Here is a 20462-nt window from a genome sequence, read left to right on the forward strand (position 1 = left end):
GGAACCAGGTGTTCCGGAGGGCATCCTTCGACAGGATACACGTAAAATGCTGCTCACTCTGGTGGAGCGTCTCGCGCGCTTCATGGCGATCCTTGGCGGTCTGGTTCTGACGGCGCTGATCGGGCTGACCTGTGTCAGCGTGCTTGGCCGCGGGCTGAACACATTCGGCCATTCCGAATTCATGACCTCGCTGTCCGAAAGCGCCGCCAACGCGCTGATCGCGACCGGTGTCGGTCCGGTTTCCGGCGATTTCGAGCTGGTCGAGGCGGGGATCAGCTTCACCATTTTCGCCTTTCTGCCCATCTGCCAGCTTAAGCGGGGGCACGCCACCGTGGACGTCTTCGCCGGCAGTTTTCCGCGCTGGATGAACCGGTGGCTGGAAGTCGTGTGGGAGGTTCTCCTCAGCTTGCTGATTTTCCTGATCACCTGGCGGCTGTTCGTCGGGATGGAAGACAAGATGCGCTACAACGAAACCACCTTCCTGCTGCAGTTTCCGATCTGGTGGGCCTTCGCGCTCAGCTTTGCCGCCGCCGCTGTTGCCTCCGTCGTCGCGCTGTACTGCGCCGTCGCCAAGGTGCTTGAACTGATCACCGGCCGGCGTTTCACGCCCGATGCCGAGGGAGGGGTCCATTGAGCCTGCTTGAACTCGGCTACCTGTCGTTTCCCGTTCTTCTGCTGCTGATCTTCCTGCGGGCGCCGATCGGCCTTGCCATGATGATCTGCGGTCTGGGCGGTCTCTATCTTGCGACCGGCAGTTCCAACATCATTCTCGCCAAGCTGAAGTCGGAAACCTATTCCACCTTCTCCAGCTACTCGCTGACGATCATTCCGATGTTCCTGCTGATGGGACAGTTCGCGACCCACTCCGGCATGTCGTCGTCTCTCTTCAAGGCCGCCGAAAGCTGGCTCGGCCATCGCAAGGGCGGTGTTGCCATGGCTGCGGTCGGGGCTTGCGCGGGCTTTGGCGCCATCTGCGGATCGTCGCTGGCAACCGCCGCCACCATGAGCCGTGTCGCCCTGCCGGAACTGCGCCGCTACGGCTATTCCGGCGGCTTTTCGACGGCAACGCTGGCCGCCGGCGGCACGCTCGGCATTCTCATTCCGCCGTCGGTCATCCTGGTGATCTATGCCATCCTGACCGAGCAGAACATTGCCAAGCTGTTCCTGGCTGCCTTCATTCCGGGCATTCTGGCGGCCATCGGCTACATGATCACCATCTCGATCTATGTCCGCCTCAATCCTGGCTCCGCCGGAACGCGTGAGCCGGTGCCTTATGCGGAGCGCATGCGTGCGCTGATGGACGTCTGGCCTGTGCTTCTGGTGTTCGGGCTCGTTGTCGGGGGTATCTATCTGGGCTGGTTCACCCCGACCGAGGGCGCTGCCGTCGGTGCGGCCGGAACGGGCATCATCGCGCTCATTTCCGGTAACCTGACCTGGAAGGTCTTTGTCGACAGCATGATCCAGACGGCCATGAGCACGGCGATGATCTTCTTCATCGTGCTCGGTGCCGGCTTCTACAACAGCTTCCTGGCACTCAGCCAGCTGCCGCAGGAACTCTCCGGCTGGGTCGTCGGCCAGGGCTTCAGTCCGCTTGTCGTTCTGACGCTGATCCTGCTGTTCTACCTGGTCTTCGGTTGCCTGATGGACAGCCTGTCGATGATCCTTCTGACCATCCCGATCTTCTTTCCGGTGATCAGCGTGCTCGACTTCGGCATGAGCCCGGAACACGTTGCCATCTGGTTCGGTATCCTGGTGCTGATCGTTGTCGAGGTGGGGCTGATTACACCACCCGTCGGCATGAACCTTTTCATCATCAATGCGATGGATCGGTCGACGCCGATGAAGGAGACCTACAAGGCGGTTCTCTGGTTCGTAACGTCCGACATAGTCCGCGTGATCCTGTTGGTCCTCTTTCCGTCAATCACCCTGTTCCTTCTGGCTGGCTAACCCAGCCGGAAGGAGTGCGCCCTTTCGGTGTATCAAAATAGGTATGAGATATAACAATGATGACTAAAACCAATTCAGGGGCTGTGCCATGCTGATATCCGGACAAGCGGCTTTCGTGACAGGTGGCGGCAGTGGCCTCGGGGCCGCGACGGCCCGTCATTTTGCGAGCCAGGGCGCGAAAGTTGCGATCCTCGATTTCGATATCGACCGGGCCCGCACTGTGGCGGAAGAAATCGGCGGCTTCGCCGTTCAGGCCGACGTCAGCGACGAGGCAGCCGTAGGCGCTGCCCTCGACGAAGCCATCGGGTTGCTCGGTAAAACGCCGCGCGCTGTCGTCAACTGCGCGGGCGTCGGCTTTGCCGCGCGCATCGTCGGCCGGGAAGGCAAGCTCTCCTTCGATACGTTTGAAAAGACGCTGAAGGTCAATCTCTTCGGCACATTCAATGTCATGAGCCATGCCGCAAGACGCCTCATGGACGTGGAGCCGCTGGAAAACGGCGAACGAGGCGTGATCGTCAATACGGCATCGGTCGCCTTCGAGGACGGCCAGCTGGGCCAGGCTGCCTATTCGGCGTCCAAGGGCGGCATTGCTGCCATGTGTCTGCCGGCAGCGCGGGAGTTTGCCCAGCACGGCATCCGCGTGATGGCCATTGCGCCGGGCCTGTTCAGAACGCCGATGATGGAAGGCCTGCCGGAAGAGGTCTCAGCCAAGATCACTGCCAACATTCCGTTCCCGCCACGTCTTGGCGAGCCGGAGGAATTCGCCCTGCTTGCCGGGCACATCGTGACCAACCCGTTCCTGAACGGCACGACCATCCGCCTGGATGGCGCCGTGCGCCTGCCGCCGCGCTGAGGAGACACCGATGACAGAACCGATCCTGAAAATTGAGATTTCCGACAGCGTCGCGACCCTGACCATGAACCGTCCGGACAAGCGCAACGCCATGTGCGACGAGCTGCTTGGAGCCATTGACGGCTTTTTCCTGTCTCCGCCCGCCGAGGTGAAGGCCGTGGTCATCACCGGCACGGCCGGGCATTTCTGCTCCGGCCTTGATCTGTCCGAGCATGTGGCCCGCGACGCGGAAGGAACCATGCGCCATTCGCGTGGCTGGCACCAGGTGATGGACCGGATCCAGTTCGGCGGATTGCCGGTGGTGTCCGCCATGTTCGGCGCCGTCATCGGCGGCGGTCTGGAACTGGCCAGTGCCACCCATGTGCGCGTTGCCGAAACCTCCGCGTTCTTCCAGCTGCCGGAAGGCCGCCGGGGCATCTTCGTCGGTGGTGGCGCTTCCGTGCGCGTGGGCCGCATACTGGGCGCGGACCGGATGACCGAGATGATGCTGACCGGCCGCAAGTACAATGCGGACGAAGGCCTGGGTCTGGGCCTTGCTCATTACACCGTCGGCGAGGGAGAGGCGCTGGCCAAGGCACAGGACCTGGCAGGCCGGATCGCTTCCAACGCGCCGCTGTCCAACTACATCATGATCCAGGCGCTGGCGCGCATTGCGGACATGTCCAAGACGGACGGTCTCTTTACCGAGAGCCTGTGCGCCGCCATTACGCAGACCAGCCCGGACGCGCTGGAAGGCCTTGCCGCCTTCCTGGAAAAGCGCAACCCGACCTTCAGGTGATCTCATGAGGAAAACCGCGATGGAACCGGAGAGCGAGACCGGAATTGTCAACGTCAGCGACAGGACCCTGCGCGCGCTCTACGGCTATCAGATGAAGCGGACGTTCAACGTCATCCAGTCGGACCTGAGCCGCACCCTGAAGCCGTTCGACCTGCGCATGCTGACCTATACCGCCCTGGTGCTGATCGTCGACAACCCGGGCCTGCGCCAGTCGCAACTGGCCGAGGCCATGGATATCGAACGGCCCAACCTGGTCGTGATTGTCGACGAACTGGAGCGGCGTGACCTGATCATCCGTGACCGGTTGCCGAGTGACCGCAGGGCCTATGCGTTGAAGGCGACACTGGCCGGTCGCCGGCTGTGTGAAAAGGCAATCGCCGCGGTCATGGAGCACGAGAAGATGCTGCTCAACGGTATCAGCAAGGACGCATTGAGTGTCGCCACCAAGGTGATGCAACTGATTGAAAGCAACCGCCAACGGGAAGACTGACATGAAGTTTCGGGAGGAGACGATCATGAAGCGCACCACGGAATTTCTGCGCCACTCGGTCGAGCGGGAAGACCGTCCGGATGGCAGCATTCTGCTGCAGTCCACCTATCCGCTGAGCCCGGTGGCCGAGCGGACGGGAGACTGGCTGCACCAATGGGCGAAGGAAGCACCGGACAGGGTGTTTCTGGCCGAACGCAGCGGTGCCGGCTGGCGCGAGGAAAGCTATGCGGGCATCCTGGAAAAAGTGCGGGCGATCGGTGCCGCGCTCCTGGCAAGGGGCATGGGGGCGAATACGCCGATCCTGATCATGTCCGGCAACGGTGTCGATCACGGCATTCTTGCGCTTGCCGCACAGTATGTCGGAGTGCCGGTGGTGCCGGTGGCCGAGCAGTATTCGCTCATTCACGGTGCCCATGGCCGCCTGCGCGAGGCGATCAGCCTCATCAAGCCGAAAATGGCCTATGTGGTCGATGCGGACCAATACGGCGAAGCGTTGAACCTGGAAGATCTTGCGTCGGTCGAGATTGTCGCCAGCCGCCCGGGAAGCCGGAACGTTACCGCCTTCGCCGATCTTCTGAAGGGAGACGGCAGCGTCGACGTCGACAGCGCTTTCGCGGCCGTCACGCCGGATACGGTCGGCAAGATCCTGATGACCTCCGGCTCGACCTCCAGCCCGAAGGGCGTTCTGACCACCCACCGGATGATGTGCGTGAACCAGGCCCAGCTTGCCGACTCCATGCCGTTCCTGCGCAAGCGCCCGCCGGTGATCGTCGACTGGCTGCCCTGGAACCACGTCTTCGGCGGCTCGCATAATTTCAACATGATGCTGGCCAACGGTGGAAGTCTCTACATTGACGACGGCAAGCCGGTGAAGGGCCTGTTCGAACGGACGGTGGAGAACCTGTCGTTGAAGACCGGCACGCTGGTGTTCAACGTGCCGCTTGGCTTCGGCATGCTGCTGAAGGCACTGGAAGCGGACGCGGACCTGCGTCAGCGCTTCTTCGAGGATCTGGACCTGATCTTCTATGCAGGTGCCTCCCTGCCGCAGGAAGTCTGGTCCGGCTTTGAGCGCATGGCGATGGAGGTCAAGGGCGAGGTGCCCTTGATGACGTCTTCCTGGGGACTGACCGAAACAGCGCCCTCGGCCCTGATGCAGCAGGAACCTGCACCGCACTCCGGCATTGTCGGTGTTCCGGTGAGCGGCGTCACCGTCAAGCTTTTGCCTGATGCGGACATGCGCTGCGAAGTCCGGGTGAAGGGCCCCAACGTGATGCCCGGCTATCTCAACGATCCTGAAAAGACCGCCGCGGCCTTCGATGAAGAAGGGTTCTTCATCACCGGGGATGCGATGCTGTTTCTTGATCCGGCAGACGCAAACAAGGGCATGCGCTTTGACGGCCGGATATCGGAAGACTTCAAGCTGCAGTCCGGCACCTGGGTGCGGGCGGCGCAACTGAAGCTGGACATGCTGTCCCGTCTCGCACCGCTTGCCGCAGACCTGATCATCACCGGCGCCGATCGGAAGCAGATCGGGGTTATGATCTTCCCGAATGTTGCGGAGCTGACCCGGGAAGGCTTTGACCTCAACGATGATGACGGAGCTTTCCGCTGCAAGCTGCTGCAGGGCGAAATCCACCGCCGGCTTTCGGCGCGCGCCCGCGAGATCAGCGGCAGCTCGACACTGGTGTCCCGCGCCATCGTGCTGTCTCAGCCGGCTTCCATGCCCGAAGGCGAGATGACCGCCAAGGGCAATCTGAACATCCGAAAGGTTCTGGCGCGCCGCGAGGCCCTGCTGGAACGGCTTTACACCGACGATGACCCTGCTGTGGTCACACTCTGATTGAGGAGCGCTTGAAATGGTCGACATCACCAAGGTTCGCGCCATCGACATCCACACTCACGCCGAAGAACCCTGCGGTTGTCATTCCGACGATGGCTATGACGACTTGCAGGCCACGATGGCGAAATACTTCCGCGCGCCCTGGAGCCATCCGCCGACCGTACCGGAAACGGCAGCTCATTACCGCGAACAGAACATTGCGGCGGTAATCTTTCCGGTCGATGCCGAACGCGAGACCGGCTACCGCCGTTACAAGAACGAGGAAGTGGCGGAGCTTGCCGCCGAAAACGACGATGTGCTGATCCCCTTCGCCTCCATCGATCCGCACAAGGGCAAGATGGGTGCGCGCGAGGCGCGGCGTCTGATGAGGGATTTCGGCATCAAGGGTTTCAAGTTCCACCCGACGATGCAGGGTTTTTACCCCAACGACCGCATGGCCTACGAACTCTACGAGGCGATTGCGGAAGAAGGCTCCATCGCGCTCTTCCATACCGGCCAGACAGGTGTCGGCAGCGGCATGCGCGGTGGCAACGGCATGCGGCTGAAATATTCCAACCCGATGTATATGGACGATGTCGCGGTCGATTTTCCCGACATGAAGATCATCCTCGCGCACCCGTCCTTCCCCTGGCAGGAGGAAGCCCTGGCGGTCGCCCAGCACAAGCCGAACGTCTATATCGACCTTTCCGGCTGGTCGCCGAAGTATTTCCCGGAAATCCTGGTGAAATACTGCAATTCGATCTTGAAGAAGAAGGTGCTGTTCGGCTCCGACTGGCCGATGATCACACCGGAACGCTGGCTGGCGGATTTCGAGAAGATCGCCATCAAGGACGAGCTGCGGCCGGACATCATCAAGGGCAATGCGGCAAGGCTGCTGGGGCTGGCATGATCACTCCGGAGCTCACCCATTTCTGCGATCTTGAGGTCGAACTTGGCCCTGTCCGGGAGATGGGGCAGGGCAGAGCGGGAACGCGGCGGATCATCCCGATTGTCGGTGGCCGGGTGTCTGGTCAGGTGTCCGGAACGGTGCTCGACATGGGCGCCGACTGGCAGACGATCCTGGCGGACGGTGCGGCCGACATCGACACCCGTTATGCCTTCGAGACTGAAGACGGCGCGGTGATCGAGATCATCAACAAGGGGGTTCGTCATGGTCCGCCGGACGTGCTGCAAGCGCTTGCCCGCGGCGAGGATGTCGACCCTGCACTCTATTACTTCCGCACGGCGGCGAGGCTGGAGACGGGAGACCCGCGTTATGACTGGGTCAACAATACTCTCTTCGTCGGCACCGGCCGGCGTCTTGCCTCCGCCGTGCTTGTGTCCTTGTTTCGGGTGGGGTGAGGGAGCAACAACTTGGCCTTGGACGCCTCTTTGCCAGAAGCCTTTGTCCGGCTGCTTCCTCATCCTGAGGAGGGCGACAGCCCGTCTCGAAGGATGGGCGGCAATCTCCGGCGCAAGCGGCCCATCCTTCGAGACGGACCTGAAGGTCCTCCTCAGGATGAGGGGGAATACAAAGCGAATATCCGATTGAGTATCTGTTGAAAGCCTGTAGCCATGAAACCCTTTGCCGCACCGCTTGACGATATCCTGTTCTGCCTGACCCATGTTGCCGGGGCAGCCGATCTGCCGGACTTCGATGCGGATCTTGCCGCCGAGATCGGCGGTCATTTTGCTGCCTTTGCAGAAGAGCAGTTGGCCCCGTTGAACGAACCGGGCGACAGCCAGGGTTGCCGGCTGGTGGACGGACGGGTGCAAATGCCGGACGGGTTCCGCGAAGCCTATGCCGCCTATGCGGAACAGGGCTGGCCGGGATTGACGATCCCGGAAGCACTTGGCGGGCAGGGGCTTGATGCAGGCGTACTTGCGATCACCTCGGAAATCTTCACCGGCGCCAACCACAGTCTGCAGATGGTGACGAGCCTTGCTGCGGGTGCCGCCCGCACCCTGCTGGCCTTTGGCACGGAAGATCAGCAAGCGCGCGTGATCCCGCAATTTGCCTCCGGCGAGGCACTTGCCACCATGTGCCTGACCGAACCGGATGCGGGATCCGATCTTTCCCGCATCCGTTGCCGGGCTGTGCAGAGTGGCGATGGCTGGTCAATCAGCGGCGAGAAAATCTTCATCTCCGGCGGCGATCAGAACATGAGCGAGAAGATCCATCACCTGGTGCTGGCCCGCACGTCAGACGACGGCGTGAAGGGTCTGTCGCTGTTTCTATGCCCGTGCACCCGCGCGGACGGCAGCCGCAATGCGGTAACCGTTACCCGTATTGAGGAAAAGATGGGTCTGCATGCTTCGCCCACCTGCCAGCTTGCTTTCGACGGCGCCGTCGCCGAACTGGTCGGCCGGGAAGGCGAAGGCCTGAAGGCGATGTTCACGATGATGAACCATGCCCGCGTGGACGTGGCCTTGCAGGGTGTTGCTCATGCCGCCCGCGCTGCGGATATCGCCAGCACCTATGCGGCGGAACGCAAGCAGGGCCGGGATGCCGCGGGCAAGCCAGTGACGCTGGATGGTCATGCCGACGTACGTCGCATGCTGGACGAGATCGATACCCTTGCCCTTGGCGGACGAGCAATCGCGCATCTGGCGCTGGTCACGGTTGAGGCAGGCGAGAACCGGGCGCTGGCGGAATTCCTGACACCGATCGCGAAGGCTTACTGCACGCAAGCCGGCATGCAGGCAACGGAGCTTGGCATGCAGGTGCTCGGCGGGTACGGCTATCTGAAGGAATACTTCCTGGAACAGTGCTACCGGGATGTGCGGATCACCGCGATTTATGAAGGTGCCAACGCCATTCATGAAAGAGCACTGGTCACGCGTCTGCTGCCAGGCAAGGAAAGCAAGGCATTCGAGGAATTCCTGCGGGACGAATGTCTGCGGAACGACAAGATTTACCCGCAACTGGGCGAGGTTGTTGCCAACTGGTGCCTGGTGAGGGACCGGGTGTTGCAGAGCGAGGACCCGGCAGCCCTTGCCCATGACTTCATGAAACTGACGAGCAAGACGCTGTTGAAGGTCCTGTGGGCACGCAAGGCAGAAAAGGCTGACCTCCATCCTGACCCTGAGCGGATCAGGCGGCTTGCAGGGAAAGTGCTTGCAGGGCCCGAACTGGCGCTGAGCGCCTGAGCCTAAACTGTAACGAAACTCTTTCCTTCAACGAGCCCTGGGGCAGCAATGTCTCGCGAAAAAGGCCGGGGATGAGGTTCTCTCTCGTTCTGCTTTTGCACGCCGGTCTTTTCCCGAAACCTTTTCAATGTCCGCAGCTTCGCGCAATGTAGCTCAAACCGATCACGCCGGGACGTTGCATGCATCCGCTCAATCTCGATCAGCTGAGGGCCTTTCTGGCCGTTGTCCGCCATGGCGGCGTCAACAAGGCCGCAGGCAGTTTGAACCTGACGCAGCCGGCGGTGACGACGCGGATCAAACGGCTGGAAGAGGCGCTGGGAACCGAGCTGTTTGAACGCTCTCCCGGCAGGCTGAAGCTGACCAAGCGCGGCGAGCTGCTGCAGACATTTGCCGAGCAGTTCGAACGTCTGTCGGACAAGGTCGAGGAGACGGTGGTCTCCCGTGAGGGGATTGACCGGCATCTGCGCATTGGAGCCTCGGAAACCATTGCACAGTGCTGGCTGCCGGATCTGGTTGCCGCGCTGCGGGCCGATTTTCCCAGCCTGATCGTGGAAATCAACGTTGATATCTCGGTGAACCTGCGCTCCGGTTTGCTCGACCGGGAAATCGATCTGGCCCTGTTGCTGGGGCCGATTTCGGAATATTCGGTCGACAATATCGAGCTGCCCGGTTTCGACCTCGGCTGGTATGTGGCGGCGGACAGTCCGGCCGAAGGAGCGCATGCCGAGGCGCTTTTGCGGGAAAAACCCGTGATTACCTACGCCCGGCACACGCGGCCTTACCGCGAGCTGAAAACACTGTTGTTCGAACGGGTTGCACCGGACGTGCAGATGTTCCCGTCATCGTCTCTGTCTGCCTGTTTCAGGCTGGTGGAAGCAGGGCTCGGGGTCGCGGCACTGCCGAGGGCGCTGGCACGGCCCTATGTCGAGGGAGGAAGCATCGTCGAGTTCGATCCGGGATGGGTACCGGATGCCCTGAGATTTTCGGCGAGCTATCTCGGTGACCCGCGCAGCCACATCGTGGCGGCTGCTGCGAAGAAGGCGCTGGAGGTTGCGGTCGCCTACTCTGGCTATAAAAATTATTTATAAGATCTGCTAAAATCATTCAATTTGAGTTTATAACCGCAATGCGGGAGCCTTTCTCCAATGGAGGAGAGCCCCAGTGCTGCAATCTTATGAAACCCTTCGGCAGGAAAACATCGAGACGCTTCGTGCGCAGATAAGGTCCGGCAGCTATCGCTCGCACACGGCGGGGCTCGGCAAGAACCTGCTTCAGGCAAATCTGGCGATCATTCCGGAAGCCTATGCGCTGGATTTCTTGCGCTTCTGCCAGCGCAATCCCAAACCCTGTCCGCTGATCGGTGCGTCAGACACGGGAAACCCCCTCCTGTTCACCCTGGGACACTGCCTGGATATTCGTACCGACGTACCCGCCTACAACATCTATCGCGATGGCCGGCTGGAAGGCTCGGTGACGGACATAAGCGCCTTGTGGTCCGATGATCTCGTTGCCTTTGCGCTCGGCTGTTCCTTCACCTTCGAACATGCGCTAATCGAGGCGGGGATCGACCTCTGGCACATTTCAAACAATGTCACCGTGCCGATGTACCGCTCGAACCTGGAAACGACACCGGCAGGGCCGTTCCGGGGAGCGATGGTGGTTTCCATGCGTATGATCCCGGATGAGCGGGTGCGGGACGCGGTTGCCATTTCGGCCCGCTTTCCGCTGGCGCACGGATCACCGGTCCATATCGGCGATCCAGCGGCCATCGGCATTTCCGATCTCGACAATCCGGACTGGGGCGATGCGGTGCCGGTGTTGGCCGGTTACACGCCCGTCTTCTGGGCTTGCGGAGTGACGCCGCAAGCCATCATCCAGAACGCTGCCCTGCCGCTGCTGATTACCCACAAACCGGGACACATGCTGATCACGGACATCCCGGATGACGCTGAAATTCCAATCATAACAAAAAAGACGCTGTAAGCTCGAACCTTCACGGAGTGGACACATGAAAAAGATTATGACTTTCCTAATGGCCGGTGTCGCCATGTCCTCGGCCGCCGCTGCGGAAGACCTGTCGGTCGTCGGCAGCTGGTCCAGCCTGCCTCTGCACCAGGACTACGAGGCGCCGTTCTGGCAGACCGCCTTGCCTGAAGCATCCGGCGGTACCATCAGCACAACCGTCACCACTCACAACCAGATGAACCTCGGCGTTGGCGAAGTGTTCCGCCTGCTCGGCCAGGGTGTTTTCGACGTCGGCATGACGGTGGGCGATTATGCAGTTGCCGATGCACCGGAACTGGAAGGTCTCGATGTGCCGCTGGTGGCCATGTCTGCCGACAAGGCTCATGCCGCGGTCGATGCCGCCCGGCCGATGGTCGAGGAGATCTTCGAAAAACGCTTCAATTCCAAGGTGCTTGCCATTGCGCCCTATCCGCCGCAGGTGGTGTTCTGCAACGCTGAAGTTGGCTCGCTGGACGACCTGAAGGGCAAGAAGATCCGTGCATCCGGGCGCATGACGGCCAAGTTCCTGGAAGCGCTCGGAGCAGAAGGCATTACGGTTGCCTTTTCCGAGGTGCCGGGTGCACTGCAGAAAGGCGTGGTTGATTGTGCCGTGACCGGGGCAGGCTCGGGCTACAGCGCCGGTTGGTGGGAAGTCAGCACGCATCTTCTGCCGATCCCGCTTGGCGGCTGGGACCCGGTGGTGACGGCGATCAATCTCGACAAGTGGAACGCTCTGTCCGGCGAGACCCGGGCTTTGATCGAAAAGGAAATTGCCGAGAAGTTCGAAGCCCCCGCATGGGCATCGGCTGAGGGTGCGTTGACCAATGACATCGCCTGCCTGACCGGCAAGGGCGAATGCGCTTCGGGCGACGTGCGGGACATGGTTCTGGTCGAAGCCAGCGACGGTGACATCGAGCGCGCACGCCAGATCCTGGAAACCGATGTTCTGCCCGAATGGGCAGAGCGAGCCGGTGGCGACTGGGCTGCGCGCTGGAACGACAGCGTCGGCGCCGTCGTCGGTGTGCAGATCAAGACCAACTAAGCCCGGGAGACATCGAGGTGGCGGAGAAACTCCTGTCAATCCTGTCGAGGATCAACCGGGCGATAGCGATTTCGGTCGGCGTTCTGTTCCTCACCTGTGCAGGTCTTGTTCTGATTGATATCTGTCTCCGCCGTGTCGGTGCCTCCTTCGGCGGCACCGACGAAATCTCCGGCTACGTGATGGCCATCGGCACGGCCTGGGGCATGGCTTTCGGATTGAGCGAACTTTCGCATATCCGGATCGATTTCCTACGCCGTTCGGTTGGACTGCCAAAATGGCGGGCGGTGCTGGATCTTCTGTCGATCTTCGCCCTGTCCTCGACCGTCTCCATCGTCGCGCTGAAGTGCTGGCCGGTGGTGGAGACGACCCTGCGCAATTCCTCAAGGGCGAACACCCCCCTGGAAACCCCGCTCGCCCTTGTGCAATTGCCCTGGTTTGCCGGGTGGGTGTGGTTCGCGGTTACCGCATGGCTGACCTTTGTTGCCGGTGTACTGCTGGTCCTGCGCGGTGAATTTGCAAAATCCGAGCAGGCGATCGGTGCCTTTCCGGAAGGGGAGACGGCCTGATGCTTTCCTTCGTTTCCGTCGGCCTACTTGGGCTCCTCAGCCTTTCAATTCCTGTCGGCATCGTGCTGTTCCTGCTGGGGTTCGGTATCGATCAGTTCTTCAGCGCCTTTCCGCTGACACGCGGTCTCGGGTCGATGGTCTGGTCGACGTCGGAAAATGCGGCGCTGATCGCCATTCCGTTCTTTGTGCTGCTGGGCGAGATCCTGGTGCGCACCGGCATTGCCGCACGCACCTACTCGGCGCTCGACCGCTGGGTCTCCTGGCTGCCAGGCGGGCTGGTGCATGCCAATGTGGCAACCGCCACCATGTTCTCGGCCACGTCCGGCTCGTCGGTGGCGACCGCTGCCACGGTGGCGACGGTGGCGATGCCGCAGGCCGATCGGCTGGGCTACGACCAGAAGCTCTTTTCCGGTGCGATCGCCGCCGGAGGCACGCTCGGCATCATGATCCCGCCGTCGATCAACCTGATCGTCTACGGTTTTCTGACACAGACCTCGATCCCGCAGCTTTTTCTGGCAGGGCTTCTGCCCGGCATCCTGCTGGCGATGGCCTTTCTGGCAGTGACTGCGCTTGTTTGCCTGGTCAATCCGAAGCTCGGCGGGGCACGGCGGACGTTCCCCTTGCGGGAAATGGCACTCGGGCTCGCAGATCTGCTGCCGATCATTCTTCTGTTCAGTGCCATCATCGGCTCGATCTACAAGGGCTGGGCGACGCCGACCGAAGCAGCCTCTGTCGGGGTTGCCGGAGCGCTGGCGATTGCCGCGCTTTTCGGTGGGCTCAACACACGCATGATCGGCGAAGCGCTGATCGGCACAGTGCGGGTCACGGCGATGATCATGCTGGTGGTTATCGGGGCGTCGTTTCTCAACTTCACGCTTTCGGCTGCCGGCCTGTCGCAGGAATTGCGCGGCTTTCTGGAGGGGCTCGGCTTCGGTCCCCTGCAGACGCTGCTGGTGATCGTCGCGATGTATATCGTGCTTGGTTTCTTCATCGAGACCCTGTCGCTGATGGTCATTACCATTCCGATCGTTGTGCCGATCGTCATCAGCCTGGGATATGATCCGGTCTGGTTCGGTATCCTGATGATCGTGCTGATCGAGATGGCGCTGATCACACCGCCGGTGGGGCTCAATCTCTTCGTCGTCCAGAGTGCGCGACGCGGCGGATCCATAGCCGAGGTGATGCTGGGAGCCATTCCCTATGTGCTGGCGATGCTGGCCATGGTCGCGGCGCTGATCGCCTTGCCGCAGATTGCGCTTTATCTGCCGATGGCCATGCGCTGAGGGGACAAGAGCAGAATTATTTTGGAACTGACGGACCATGCAGACGTTTCCACCGTGATGAAGGCGGACCGGAGCAATCCGGAGGCCACATACACGAAGGAGACATTGATGAAACGGTTTACCAAACTCGCCCTGACCCTGACGGGAGCAACGCTTCTTGCGACCCCTGTGATGGCCCAGGACAAGCCTGCTGGCGTCGAAGTTGGCAAACTGACATGCGTTGTCGAGCAGGAAACCAATTTCATCGTCGGTTCCAAGGCCGTCATGAACTGCACCTTCGACCGGGTCGGTGACGGCCCTGCCAGCTACTACACGGCGACCGTAAGCGAATACGGGCTTGATATCGGGACCACCGACTCGGCCACGCTGATATGGGGCGTCGTTGCACCGACTGCCGACCTGGAGGTGGGCGCTCTTGAAGGTGAATATGCCGGCGTGACCGCAGGTGCCAGCCTTGGTGCGGGTATCAAGGCCAATGCCCTTATTGGCGGTTTCGACAAGTCGATTGCGCTGAACCCGCTCAGTGTCGAAAGCCAGACGGGCACGAACATCACGGTGGGTGTCAGTCGGATGTCACTGGAAGCGATCAAGTGAACACAGTGACATAACGTCAAGAAGGGTCGGCTTTGCCGGCCCTTTTTGCTTTTTCGGACGCAGGTTTGGCCGGAAAAATGTGGCACGTCCGACGATAATGCGAACTGGAGGGATACCCGGATGGCGACAGGTCAGTCGGAGACAATCAAGGGCGTTCTTACAAGCTGGGAAGACGAAATTGAAAAGGAAGGCCGCGCCGATGTCGGCTCGTTGTTGAATGCGTCCGGCAGCCGTGCGGCGGGGCCTCTTCTGTTTCTGCCGGCCCTTGTGATGATATCTCCCATCGGGGCCATACCAGGTGTCCCGATTGTTCTCACAACATTGACGCTTCTGGTGGCGGGACAGCTTGTCCTTGGCAGAACCTCGATCTGGTTACCGTCTTTCGTGCGCAATCGCGGGTTTCCCAAGCAGAAGGTGAAGTCGATCATCGACAAGCTCACCCCCTATGCCGAACGCGCCGACGGTTACCTCGGGCAGCGCCTGGCCATCTTCGCCGGCGAAACCGCGAGCCGGATCGTCGCGGCGTTTTGCATCTTTCTGTCTGTTCTTGTCTATCCCGCCACCCTGTTGCCCTTTGCTGTCGCCTTGCCCGGTTCGGCAATACTTCTCCTGAGCCTCGGGTTGCTGGTGCGCGATGGCATCGTGACGCTGGTGGGGCTGATGGTGGCCTTGGCAGCGGTCGCCACTGTCGTTTATTGGCTTGCCTGAGAGCTTCTCGACACATTTTTCCCTTGTCCTTCCACCTTGAAGACAACCCATGCGCCATGAAGCCAGCTCATCCTTACAGGTAGAGCCATGACCCCTGGGTACGCAAAAAAACGGGCCGCCGAAGCGACCCGTTTCCTTGGTGTCTTTCAGATAGCCGTTCAGCCTTTCAGCAGAACCGCATCCGGATTGGCCTTGTAGGTGGCAGGCTCATAGGTCTGCGCATTCTCAAGCTGTTCCTTGGTGAAGGGGGCGGTGACCAGAAGGTCGCCGTTTTCCGTTTCGAACATCTTCAGGCTGTTGAAGGCAACGGCAACCGGCTTTGCGTTGAAGCCAAGGAAACCGCCGACATCGATGACAACAGCCTGGGCCTTGCCGTCCTTGCCGATCAGGACCTCGGCGACTTCACCGATGTTTGTGTCCTGGTTGGTGTAGACCGTTGAATCGATCAGCTCGTCCGTGGACACGCTGGTTGCATCGACCTCGGTCTTTTCCTCAGTCCAGCCGTCGGACATGGCGTCATCCAGCTGCTGTCTTGCGGGGTCGATGGCCTCCTTGCGCACGGTCTCATAGGTGGACTTGGCGTTTTCAGTGACCTTGTCCATTTGCTCGCGCGCACCTTCCGTCGTCATCCAGTACGGGATGTAATCCGGGCGCTCATAGGCGGTTGCCGCTTCCAGTTCCTGGCGCGAGACATCACTGACGACGATGAGCCGTTTGTCCTCACCAGCCACGAAGTTGAGGCGGGCGAAATCGAGGGCGACTTCCTTTTCGCCGATGCCGAGGAAACCGCCGACACCGACAATCACCGCATGCACGGAGCCGTCGCGGCCGAAGACCACGTCGTTGATGTCGCCGATTTCTTCCCCTTCAGCATTTCTGCTGGTCACCACAGGCTTGCCGACCATGTTGGTGGCGAGAATGCCGGTGGTGGTATCCGGTGCAAGAGTGTGGAGTTCGAATTCGTATACGCCGGTGTCATCACTTGCACCGGCCTGACCGCCGTCTTTCATCGCAGCGGTCTCACCGGCAACAGCCGCCGTTGAAATGGCTGCTACGATTGCGGTGGTGGCGAGTAGATGGCGAAGCATTTCAGCAACTCCCTTTCGTGTTCTGAAAAGTTGAAAGTGCAGTAGGTAAATGGTTGAACTTTCGGGAAGTTCCGGGAGAAGGCGTCACGGCTGCGCCTGACATTGCGCGAAGCCGTGACGCGAAAAATCAGGCGAGTTTTCCCGCGCTTTTCGGACCGGCCAGCAGCCAGACAATGAAGCCAACGACCGGGAAAATCAGGATCCCGAGAACCCAAAGCAGCTTTGCCCCGGTGGAGGAGCCGCTTCCGAGGACCTGAATGATCGCGTAGACGTCCAGGATGAGGATCAACAGGCCGACAATTCCATATTCCATGACAGATCTCCGATGCTGGTGACTGTGACGGAAACGGCCGGGCGCGAAGAAGGTTCCCTGCAGTGGTCTTGAAGTTTTCGAGATAAATTTCAAAATTATTGGGAACGATTTCGAAAACGAGGCGTTTCATCTCCGTATCTCAAATATCGGAGGTTGCTATGCTTTCCTGGGCATTGTTGTTCTTGGTGGTTGCTATTGTTGCAGCCGTACTTGGTTTTGGCGGTATTGCCGGTACTGCGGTTTCCATTGCCAAACTGATCTTCTTTGTCGCCATTGCGCTGTTCCTGATTTCGGCAGTCGCACATGCCATCAGAGGCCGCAGGGTCTGACACGAGAACAAAACGGGCGCTTCGGCGCCCTTTTTTGTGCCTTCCCCAACAGGCATTCAGGCGACGTCAAACGCCTGACAAGACAGCGTTTTCCTCGTTCAATGATATAGTTGATGCAGCGGGCTTGCCGGCAGGCATCCAGTGGCTAGCGGGCCTCTGCCTGAATGCGCAGCGTATTGCGCGCAGTCCAGAGCCGTCGGGCGATCTGTTGCCTGTCCGGTCTGCTCTGGATCGAGAAAACTGCATCCTGGGCTATATTGAACAGCTGCCTCGAGACAAGGTGCAGGTGCTCCTTGCGGCAGACCAGGGACGCCTTTTCCAAAGCGCAAATGAGGTGGTCGAGCACCAGGATGTTGCCTCTTGACGCCTGCCTGAGCGGACTGATCGCCGTGTCCAGGAGATCGTGCACTTCCAGGATCGTCAACCACAGGCGAGGGGTCTCGTCGTCATCCGTGATGAGCGAGCTGGGGGCGCCGCGCTGCAGGATCCGCGCGGCGGAGGCCGACAGGTGATCGATCGCGCTGATCGCGGTGTAGCTGTCGTTGACGCCGGGGGAGAGCGCACGCAGCGCGATCTCCACCATCAGGTGGACCGAAAACTGGATATCCCCTTCGGGAGCCCGGGCCTTTTCGATCTTGAAGGTGCCGCGCAAGGATTTCAGATCAGGGTCTTCGGTCTCCGTGCGCACCTTTGCGATCGGCATGCCTTCGATGACGTAGGTTCCGGGAATGACGGACACTTCGATGAAACCGTCGAGAGACTTCGCGATGTCTATCAGCCGTTCGCTGTCGATGAAGGTGATGTAGCCGCTGCGCACGGCTTTGAAGGTGCAGACCGGCAGGTCGGGTATCTCCTCGCGGTCATTCGGCTTTTCACGCGGTTCGTGCGCCAGAAGCTCGTCGATCGAGGATCGCAGCGCTGCATGAATGCGGCCGATTTCGGCGTCGACCCGGATACGGCCGGCAACGTCGTTGACGAAATAGACCAGCCAGAAAAAGCTGCTGGAGGCGAGGATTATCGAGAGGATGACGGAAAACCGGAGATCCTTGGTGTCGTCGACACCGAAAAGGACAAGCATGGAATAAAGGAAGGTCGCGCCCAGAAGACCGATGGTAATCTGGGTGGTTCTGTTGCTGGCGAAGGTTTCCAGCAGGCGGGCCGAAATATTGCCCGCGGCGAGTGTGAATACGACCAGCGTCAGGGAATAGACAAGGCTGATCACCGACATCATCGCGCCGGCAATGGTCGACAGGACCGAGCGGGCACCATCGATGCTGATGGAGCTGTAGCCGAAAAAGTCGAAGACACCGGTCAGGAGTTGCAGGTCATCGATCAGGAAGGCCGCAAATGCGAGCACGGCCCCCAGAAGTGTGATGCAGACGGGGATGAACAGAAAGCCCTTGGCCAGACGGACGAGGGCTTGTTCGCGGGCATTTTCCCGATAGGCCAGATCCATTCCCGTTCCCCCTCAAACCGGCAGAGTTCCATCGTCGATGGAACTCTGCCGGTCATTGTTAGCTGTCGTGCGCCAACCGGCTTGCCTGATCACACCGGATGCAGTGCGCCGGCCTGTGACGGACGCAGAAGCGGAAAGGTTCCGGTGTGGATGAGAATGATCAGACGGACAGGGCGTCCCTGATCAGGGAGGCGGATTCGGCGGCGGCGATTTCGGACCGTTCAAATTTCTCGGTCCCGTTCATGAGGTCATCCAGACGAAGGCGTGCACGGGAGACGCGGCTTTTGACCGTGCCAACCTTCACGCCGAGGATGTCGGCTGCTTCTTCATAGGAAAAGCCGCTGGCACCGATCAGGATAAGGGCTTCACGCTGGTCGTCCGGAAGAACCTGAAGGGCGCTCAGGAAATCCTTCAGTTCCAGATGGCCTGCCTGTTGCGGTTTGCTTTCCAGGCTGGCGGCGTGTTCACCGTCAGGGTCGGCAACCTCGCGCTGCATCTTCCGGCCAACGGAATAATACTGGTTCCGGAGAATGGTAATCAGCCAGGCGGTGAGGTTGGTGCCTTCGGTGAACTTGTCTTTGTTGGCGATCGCCTTTGCCAGGGTTTCCTGGACCAGATCGTCCGCACGGTCGCGGTCACCACTGATCGATCTGGCAAAGGCGCGCAATCGCGGTATGGCGTCGACCAGATCCTGCTTGAGCTTTGCGACGTTCATTCGGCGGCCTCCTCGTCAGAGCCTCTGTCGTCCAAGGCGGACAGCAGGTCCATCATGTCATCCGGTATGTCTTCCGATAGGGCCTCGTCGTAAACCTTCTTGAGCTGGTTGCCGATCCAGTCTTCTTTGGACTTGGCTCCGGCGGCTGGTGTTATTACACCAAATCCGGCGTTGGGCCGACTTGGGTTAAGCTTGCTTGCCATGGCAGATTCCCGATATTTGCGTCTTCGACGATAGGCTGATTTGCGACGTAAACGCGGCGGCAAAAAAAAAGTTCCTCGAGTATGGAACTTTTTTTTGCCGAATGCATTTCCAACTTATGGGTGCGCTTGATGCGGGCCCTTCGACCGCTTTCAGGCGGCAACTATTGAGGAACTAATTTATGTCCGTGAGCCTTTCGGAAGAAATCGCGCCGCTCCTGCCGTATCTGCGTAGATATGCAAGAGCACTGGCGGGAAGTCAGAAAAGTGGCGATGCCTATGTCAGGGCCTGCCTGCAGGCACTGGTGGCAGATCAGACCATTATCGATACATCTCATGGCGTGAAAATCGGTCTTTACCGGCTTTTCCATGTCCTTTGGAACGCAAGCGTCGTTCCGCCCACCGCGCATGACGGGACGGTTTCCATCTTCGAGCAGACTGCTCAGCAGCGGCTTGCGACCATGGCGGCCGAAAGCCGGCAGACCTTGTTACTGTCCACACTGGAAGGGTTTTCGCTTCCCGAGACCGCCCTCATCATCGAGCGTAGCGAAGAGGAAGTGACCCAGCTCGTTCAGGATGCGATCGCGGAAATTGACAGGCAGACCAAGACGGATGTGCTTATCATCGAGGACGAGCCGCTTATTTCCATGGATCTGATCCAGATTGTTGAGTCGCTCGGTCATGGCGTTACTAGCGTTGCCCGGACAGCGAGCGATGCCATCGCAGCGGCAAAGGCTCAGACCCCGGGTCTTGTGCTTGCCGATATCCAGCTTGCCGACGGGTCGTCCGGCATTGATGCGGTCAAGGATATCCTTGCCGAAATGTCGGTTCCGGTCATCTTCATCACGTCGTTCCCCGAGCGTCTTCTGACAGGCGAACGGCCGGAGCCGACGTTCCTTATCACCAAGCCGTTCAATCCGAATACGGTGAAGGCGGGGATCAGCCAGGCGCTGTTCTTCAAAGGGGTGGAAGAGGTGGCCGCTGCCTGAGGGCAGCGCTGCGTGATGAGCACAGGGGGCGTGTTCCACTGCATTCGTTCCACGAGAGCGAAGCAAGATGCCGTTTTCGGCGTCTGCCCTTCGGTGCGCGATAACGACAGATCCCAAAGCGGGAGGAAGAGGCGGGCA

At 60.2% G+C, this 20462-nt stretch carries 23 protein-coding genes; 18 read left to right on the forward strand and 5 right to left on the reverse strand.

All coding sequences use genetic code 11. From position 1 onward, the window contains the following. The first annotated feature begins 46 nt into the window (after nt 1-46). The 16 genes from FIV05_RS12280 (at nt 47) to FIV05_RS12355 (ending at nt 15234) form a co-directional block, all read left to right on the forward strand. Nucleotides 47-634 carry a TRAP transporter small permease gene (locus tag FIV05_RS12280; RefSeq protein WP_023003189.1) on the forward strand — a complete coding sequence of 196 codons (588 nt, stop codon included), beginning with the start codon at nt 47-49 and terminating at the stop codon, nt 632-634. After that, nucleotides 631-1947 (forward strand): TRAP transporter large permease, encoded by a 1317-nt coding sequence (locus tag FIV05_RS12285; protein WP_023003190.1) that lies wholly within the window; start codon nt 631-633, stop codon nt 1945-1947. The genes FIV05_RS12280 and FIV05_RS12285 overlap by 4 nt, the downstream gene beginning before the upstream one ends. An 88-nt stretch (nt 1948-2035) precedes the next feature. Then, nucleotides 2036-2800: an SDR family NAD(P)-dependent oxidoreductase gene (locus FIV05_RS12290; RefSeq protein WP_152509734.1), complete on the forward strand. Its 765-nt coding sequence runs from the start codon at nt 2036-2038 to the stop codon at nt 2798-2800. 10 nt (nt 2801-2810) lie between these two features. Further along, the gene (locus FIV05_RS12295) at nt 2811-3578 is read left to right on the forward strand and encodes a crotonase/enoyl-CoA hydratase family protein (protein ID WP_152509735.1); all 768 of its coding nucleotides are present in this window, start codon (nt 2811-2813) and stop codon (nt 3576-3578) included. Nucleotides 3579-3582: 4 nt separating this feature from the next. Then, nucleotides 3583-4068, forward strand: a complete 486-nt coding sequence (locus FIV05_RS12300) for a MarR family transcriptional regulator (protein ID WP_152509736.1) — start codon at nt 3583-3585, stop codon at nt 4066-4068. A 25-nt stretch (nt 4069-4093) separates the two neighbouring features. Next, the gene (locus FIV05_RS12305) at nt 4094-5908 is read left to right on the forward strand and encodes a feruloyl-CoA synthase (protein WP_152509737.1); all 1815 of its coding nucleotides are present in this window, start codon (nt 4094-4096) and stop codon (nt 5906-5908) included. A 16-nt stretch (nt 5909-5924) separates the two neighbouring features. Further along, nucleotides 5925-6797 (forward strand): amidohydrolase family protein, encoded by an 873-nt coding sequence (locus FIV05_RS12310; protein WP_023003195.1) that lies wholly within the window; start codon nt 5925-5927, stop codon nt 6795-6797. Continuing rightward, nucleotides 6794-7249: a DUF3237 domain-containing protein gene (locus tag FIV05_RS12315; protein WP_152509738.1), complete on the forward strand. Its 456-nt coding sequence runs from the start codon at nt 6794-6796 to the stop codon at nt 7247-7249. The genes FIV05_RS12310 and FIV05_RS12315 overlap by 4 nt, the downstream gene beginning before the upstream one ends. A 213-nt stretch (nt 7250-7462) precedes the next feature. Beyond that, nucleotides 7463-9037 (forward strand): acyl-CoA dehydrogenase family protein, encoded by a 1575-nt coding sequence (locus FIV05_RS12320; protein WP_152509739.1) that lies wholly within the window; start codon nt 7463-7465, stop codon nt 9035-9037. A 179-nt stretch (nt 9038-9216) separates the two neighbouring features. After that, nucleotides 9217-10125: a LysR family transcriptional regulator gene (locus FIV05_RS12325; protein WP_152509740.1), complete on the forward strand. Its 909-nt coding sequence runs from the start codon at nt 9217-9219 to the stop codon at nt 10123-10125. Between the two features lie 73 nt (nt 10126-10198). Next, entirely contained in the window at nt 10199-11020 is an 822-nt protein-coding gene (locus FIV05_RS12330; RefSeq protein WP_152509741.1) for a putative hydro-lyase, read from the forward strand. A 25-nt stretch (nt 11021-11045) separates the two neighbouring features. Next, nucleotides 11046-12083, forward strand: coding sequence for a TRAP transporter substrate-binding protein (locus FIV05_RS12335; RefSeq protein ID WP_152509742.1), 1038 nt, complete (start codon nt 11046-11048; stop codon nt 12081-12083). Nucleotides 12084-12100: 17 nt separating this feature from the next. Next, complete coding sequence (locus tag FIV05_RS12340) at nt 12101-12649, forward strand: TRAP transporter small permease subunit (protein WP_023003201.1); 549 nt, start codon at nt 12101-12103, stop codon at nt 12647-12649. Then, complete coding sequence (locus FIV05_RS12345; RefSeq protein WP_075281884.1) at nt 12649-13932, forward strand: TRAP transporter large permease; 1284 nt, start codon at nt 12649-12651, stop codon at nt 13930-13932. Before FIV05_RS12340 ends, FIV05_RS12345 begins: the two co-directional genes overlap by 1 nt. Nucleotides 13933-14040: 108 nt before the next feature. Further along, complete coding sequence (locus tag FIV05_RS12350; protein WP_209009961.1) at nt 14041-14526, forward strand: DUF992 domain-containing protein; 486 nt, start codon at nt 14041-14043, stop codon at nt 14524-14526. 120 nt (nt 14527-14646) lie between these two features. Continuing rightward, nucleotides 14647-15234, forward strand: coding sequence for an exopolysaccharide biosynthesis protein (locus tag FIV05_RS12355; RefSeq protein ID WP_152509744.1), 588 nt, complete (start codon nt 14647-14649; stop codon nt 15232-15234). A 158-nt stretch (nt 15235-15392) separates the two neighbouring features. Here the strand turns inward: FIV05_RS12355 and FIV05_RS12360 are convergent, their stop codons facing one another. Both FIV05_RS12360 and FIV05_RS12365 read right to left on the reverse strand, forming a co-directional pair. Next, on the reverse strand, nt 15393-16322 hold the full coding sequence (locus FIV05_RS12360) for a PRC-barrel domain-containing protein (RefSeq protein ID WP_152509745.1): 930 nt from the start codon (nt 16320-16322) through the stop codon (nt 15393-15395). Nucleotides 16323-16449: 127 nt separating this feature from the next. Beyond that, on the reverse strand, nt 16450-16635 hold the full coding sequence (locus tag FIV05_RS12365; protein WP_023003206.1) for a PLD nuclease N-terminal domain-containing protein: 186 nt from the start codon (nt 16633-16635) through the stop codon (nt 16450-16452). 158 nt (nt 16636-16793) lie between these two features. On the opposite strand from FIV05_RS12365, the gene FIV05_RS12370 reads away from it, so the two are divergent. After that, complete coding sequence (locus FIV05_RS12370; protein ID WP_023003207.1) at nt 16794-16964, forward strand: DUF1328 domain-containing protein; 171 nt, start codon at nt 16794-16796, stop codon at nt 16962-16964. A gap of 145 nt (nt 16965-17109) precedes the next feature. Here FIV05_RS12370 and FIV05_RS12375 read toward each other — a convergent pair whose 3' ends face one another. From FIV05_RS12375 to FIV05_RS12385, 3 genes are all read right to left on the reverse strand, one after another. Beyond that, nucleotides 17110-18420: a DUF2254 domain-containing protein gene (locus FIV05_RS12375; protein ID WP_152509746.1), complete on the reverse strand. Its 1311-nt coding sequence runs from the start codon at nt 18418-18420 to the stop codon at nt 17110-17112. Nucleotides 18421-18580: 160 nt separating this feature from the next. Continuing rightward, nucleotides 18581-19135, reverse strand: a complete 555-nt coding sequence (locus tag FIV05_RS12380) for a sigma-70 family RNA polymerase sigma factor (RefSeq protein ID WP_152509747.1) — start codon at nt 19133-19135, stop codon at nt 18581-18583. Then, nucleotides 19132-19338: a NepR family anti-sigma factor gene (locus FIV05_RS12385; RefSeq protein ID WP_023003210.1), complete on the reverse strand. Its 207-nt coding sequence runs from the start codon at nt 19336-19338 to the stop codon at nt 19132-19134. Before FIV05_RS12385 ends, FIV05_RS12380 begins: the two co-directional genes overlap by 4 nt. 185 nt (nt 19339-19523) lie before the next feature. Here FIV05_RS12385 and FIV05_RS12390 point away from each other — a divergent pair, with 185 nt between their 5' ends. Beyond that, entirely contained in the window at nt 19524-20324 is an 801-nt protein-coding gene (locus tag FIV05_RS12390) for a response regulator (protein ID WP_152511916.1), read from the forward strand. Nucleotides 20325-20462 lie beyond the last annotated feature (138 nt).

It is taken from the genome of Labrenzia sp. THAF191a, from assembly GCF_009363335.1.
Taxonomy (GTDB): Bacteria; Pseudomonadota; Alphaproteobacteria; order Rhizobiales; family Stappiaceae; genus Roseibium; species Roseibium algicola.

Coding starts and splice junctions, on each gene's coding strand:
- FIV05_RS12380 (WP_152509747.1), bottom strand. CDS start 19,135: ATGAACGTCGCAAAGCTCAAGCAGGATCTGGTCGACGCCATACCGCGA.
- FIV05_RS12345 (WP_075281884.1), top strand. CDS start 12,649: ATGCTTTCCTTCGTTTCCGTCGGCCTACTTGGGCTCCTCAGCCTTTCA.
- FIV05_RS12385 (WP_023003210.1), bottom strand. CDS start 19,338: ATGGCAAGCAAGCTTAACCCAAGTCGGCCCAACGCCGGATTTGGTGTA.
- FIV05_RS12320 (WP_152509739.1), top strand. CDS start 7,463: ATGAAACCCTTTGCCGCACCGCTTGACGATATCCTGTTCTGCCTGACC.
- FIV05_RS12350 (WP_209009961.1), top strand. CDS start 14,041: ATGAAACGGTTTACCAAACTCGCCCTGACCCTGACGGGAGCAACGCTT.
- FIV05_RS12335 (WP_152509742.1), top strand. CDS start 11,046: ATGAAAAAGATTATGACTTTCCTAATGGCCGGTGTCGCCATGTCCTCG.
- FIV05_RS12360 (WP_152509745.1), bottom strand. CDS start 16,322: ATGCTTCGCCATCTACTCGCCACCACCGCAATCGTAGCAGCCATTTCA.
- FIV05_RS12300 (WP_152509736.1), top strand. CDS start 3,583: ATGAGGAAAACCGCGATGGAACCGGAGAGCGAGACCGGAATTGTCAAC.
- FIV05_RS12315 (WP_152509738.1), top strand. CDS start 6,794: ATGATCACTCCGGAGCTCACCCATTTCTGCGATCTTGAGGTCGAACTT.
- FIV05_RS12355 (WP_152509744.1), top strand. CDS start 14,647: ATGGCGACAGGTCAGTCGGAGACAATCAAGGGCGTTCTTACAAGCTGG.
- FIV05_RS12375 (WP_152509746.1), bottom strand. CDS start 18,420: ATGGATCTGGCCTATCGGGAAAATGCCCGCGAACAAGCCCTCGTCCGT.
- FIV05_RS12365 (WP_023003206.1), bottom strand. CDS start 16,635: ATGGAATATGGAATTGTCGGCCTGTTGATCCTCATCCTGGACGTCTAC.
- FIV05_RS12310 (WP_023003195.1), top strand. CDS start 5,925: ATGGTCGACATCACCAAGGTTCGCGCCATCGACATCCACACTCACGCC.
- FIV05_RS12295 (WP_152509735.1), top strand. CDS start 2,811: ATGACAGAACCGATCCTGAAAATTGAGATTTCCGACAGCGTCGCGACC.
- FIV05_RS12280 (WP_023003189.1), top strand. CDS start 47: ATGCTGCTCACTCTGGTGGAGCGTCTCGCGCGCTTCATGGCGATCCTT.
- FIV05_RS12305 (WP_152509737.1), top strand. CDS start 4,094: ATGAAGCGCACCACGGAATTTCTGCGCCACTCGGTCGAGCGGGAAGAC.
- FIV05_RS12370 (WP_023003207.1), top strand. CDS start 16,794: ATGCTTTCCTGGGCATTGTTGTTCTTGGTGGTTGCTATTGTTGCAGCC.
- FIV05_RS12290 (WP_152509734.1), top strand. CDS start 2,036: ATGCTGATATCCGGACAAGCGGCTTTCGTGACAGGTGGCGGCAGTGGC.
- FIV05_RS12325 (WP_152509740.1), top strand. CDS start 9,217: ATGCATCCGCTCAATCTCGATCAGCTGAGGGCCTTTCTGGCCGTTGTC.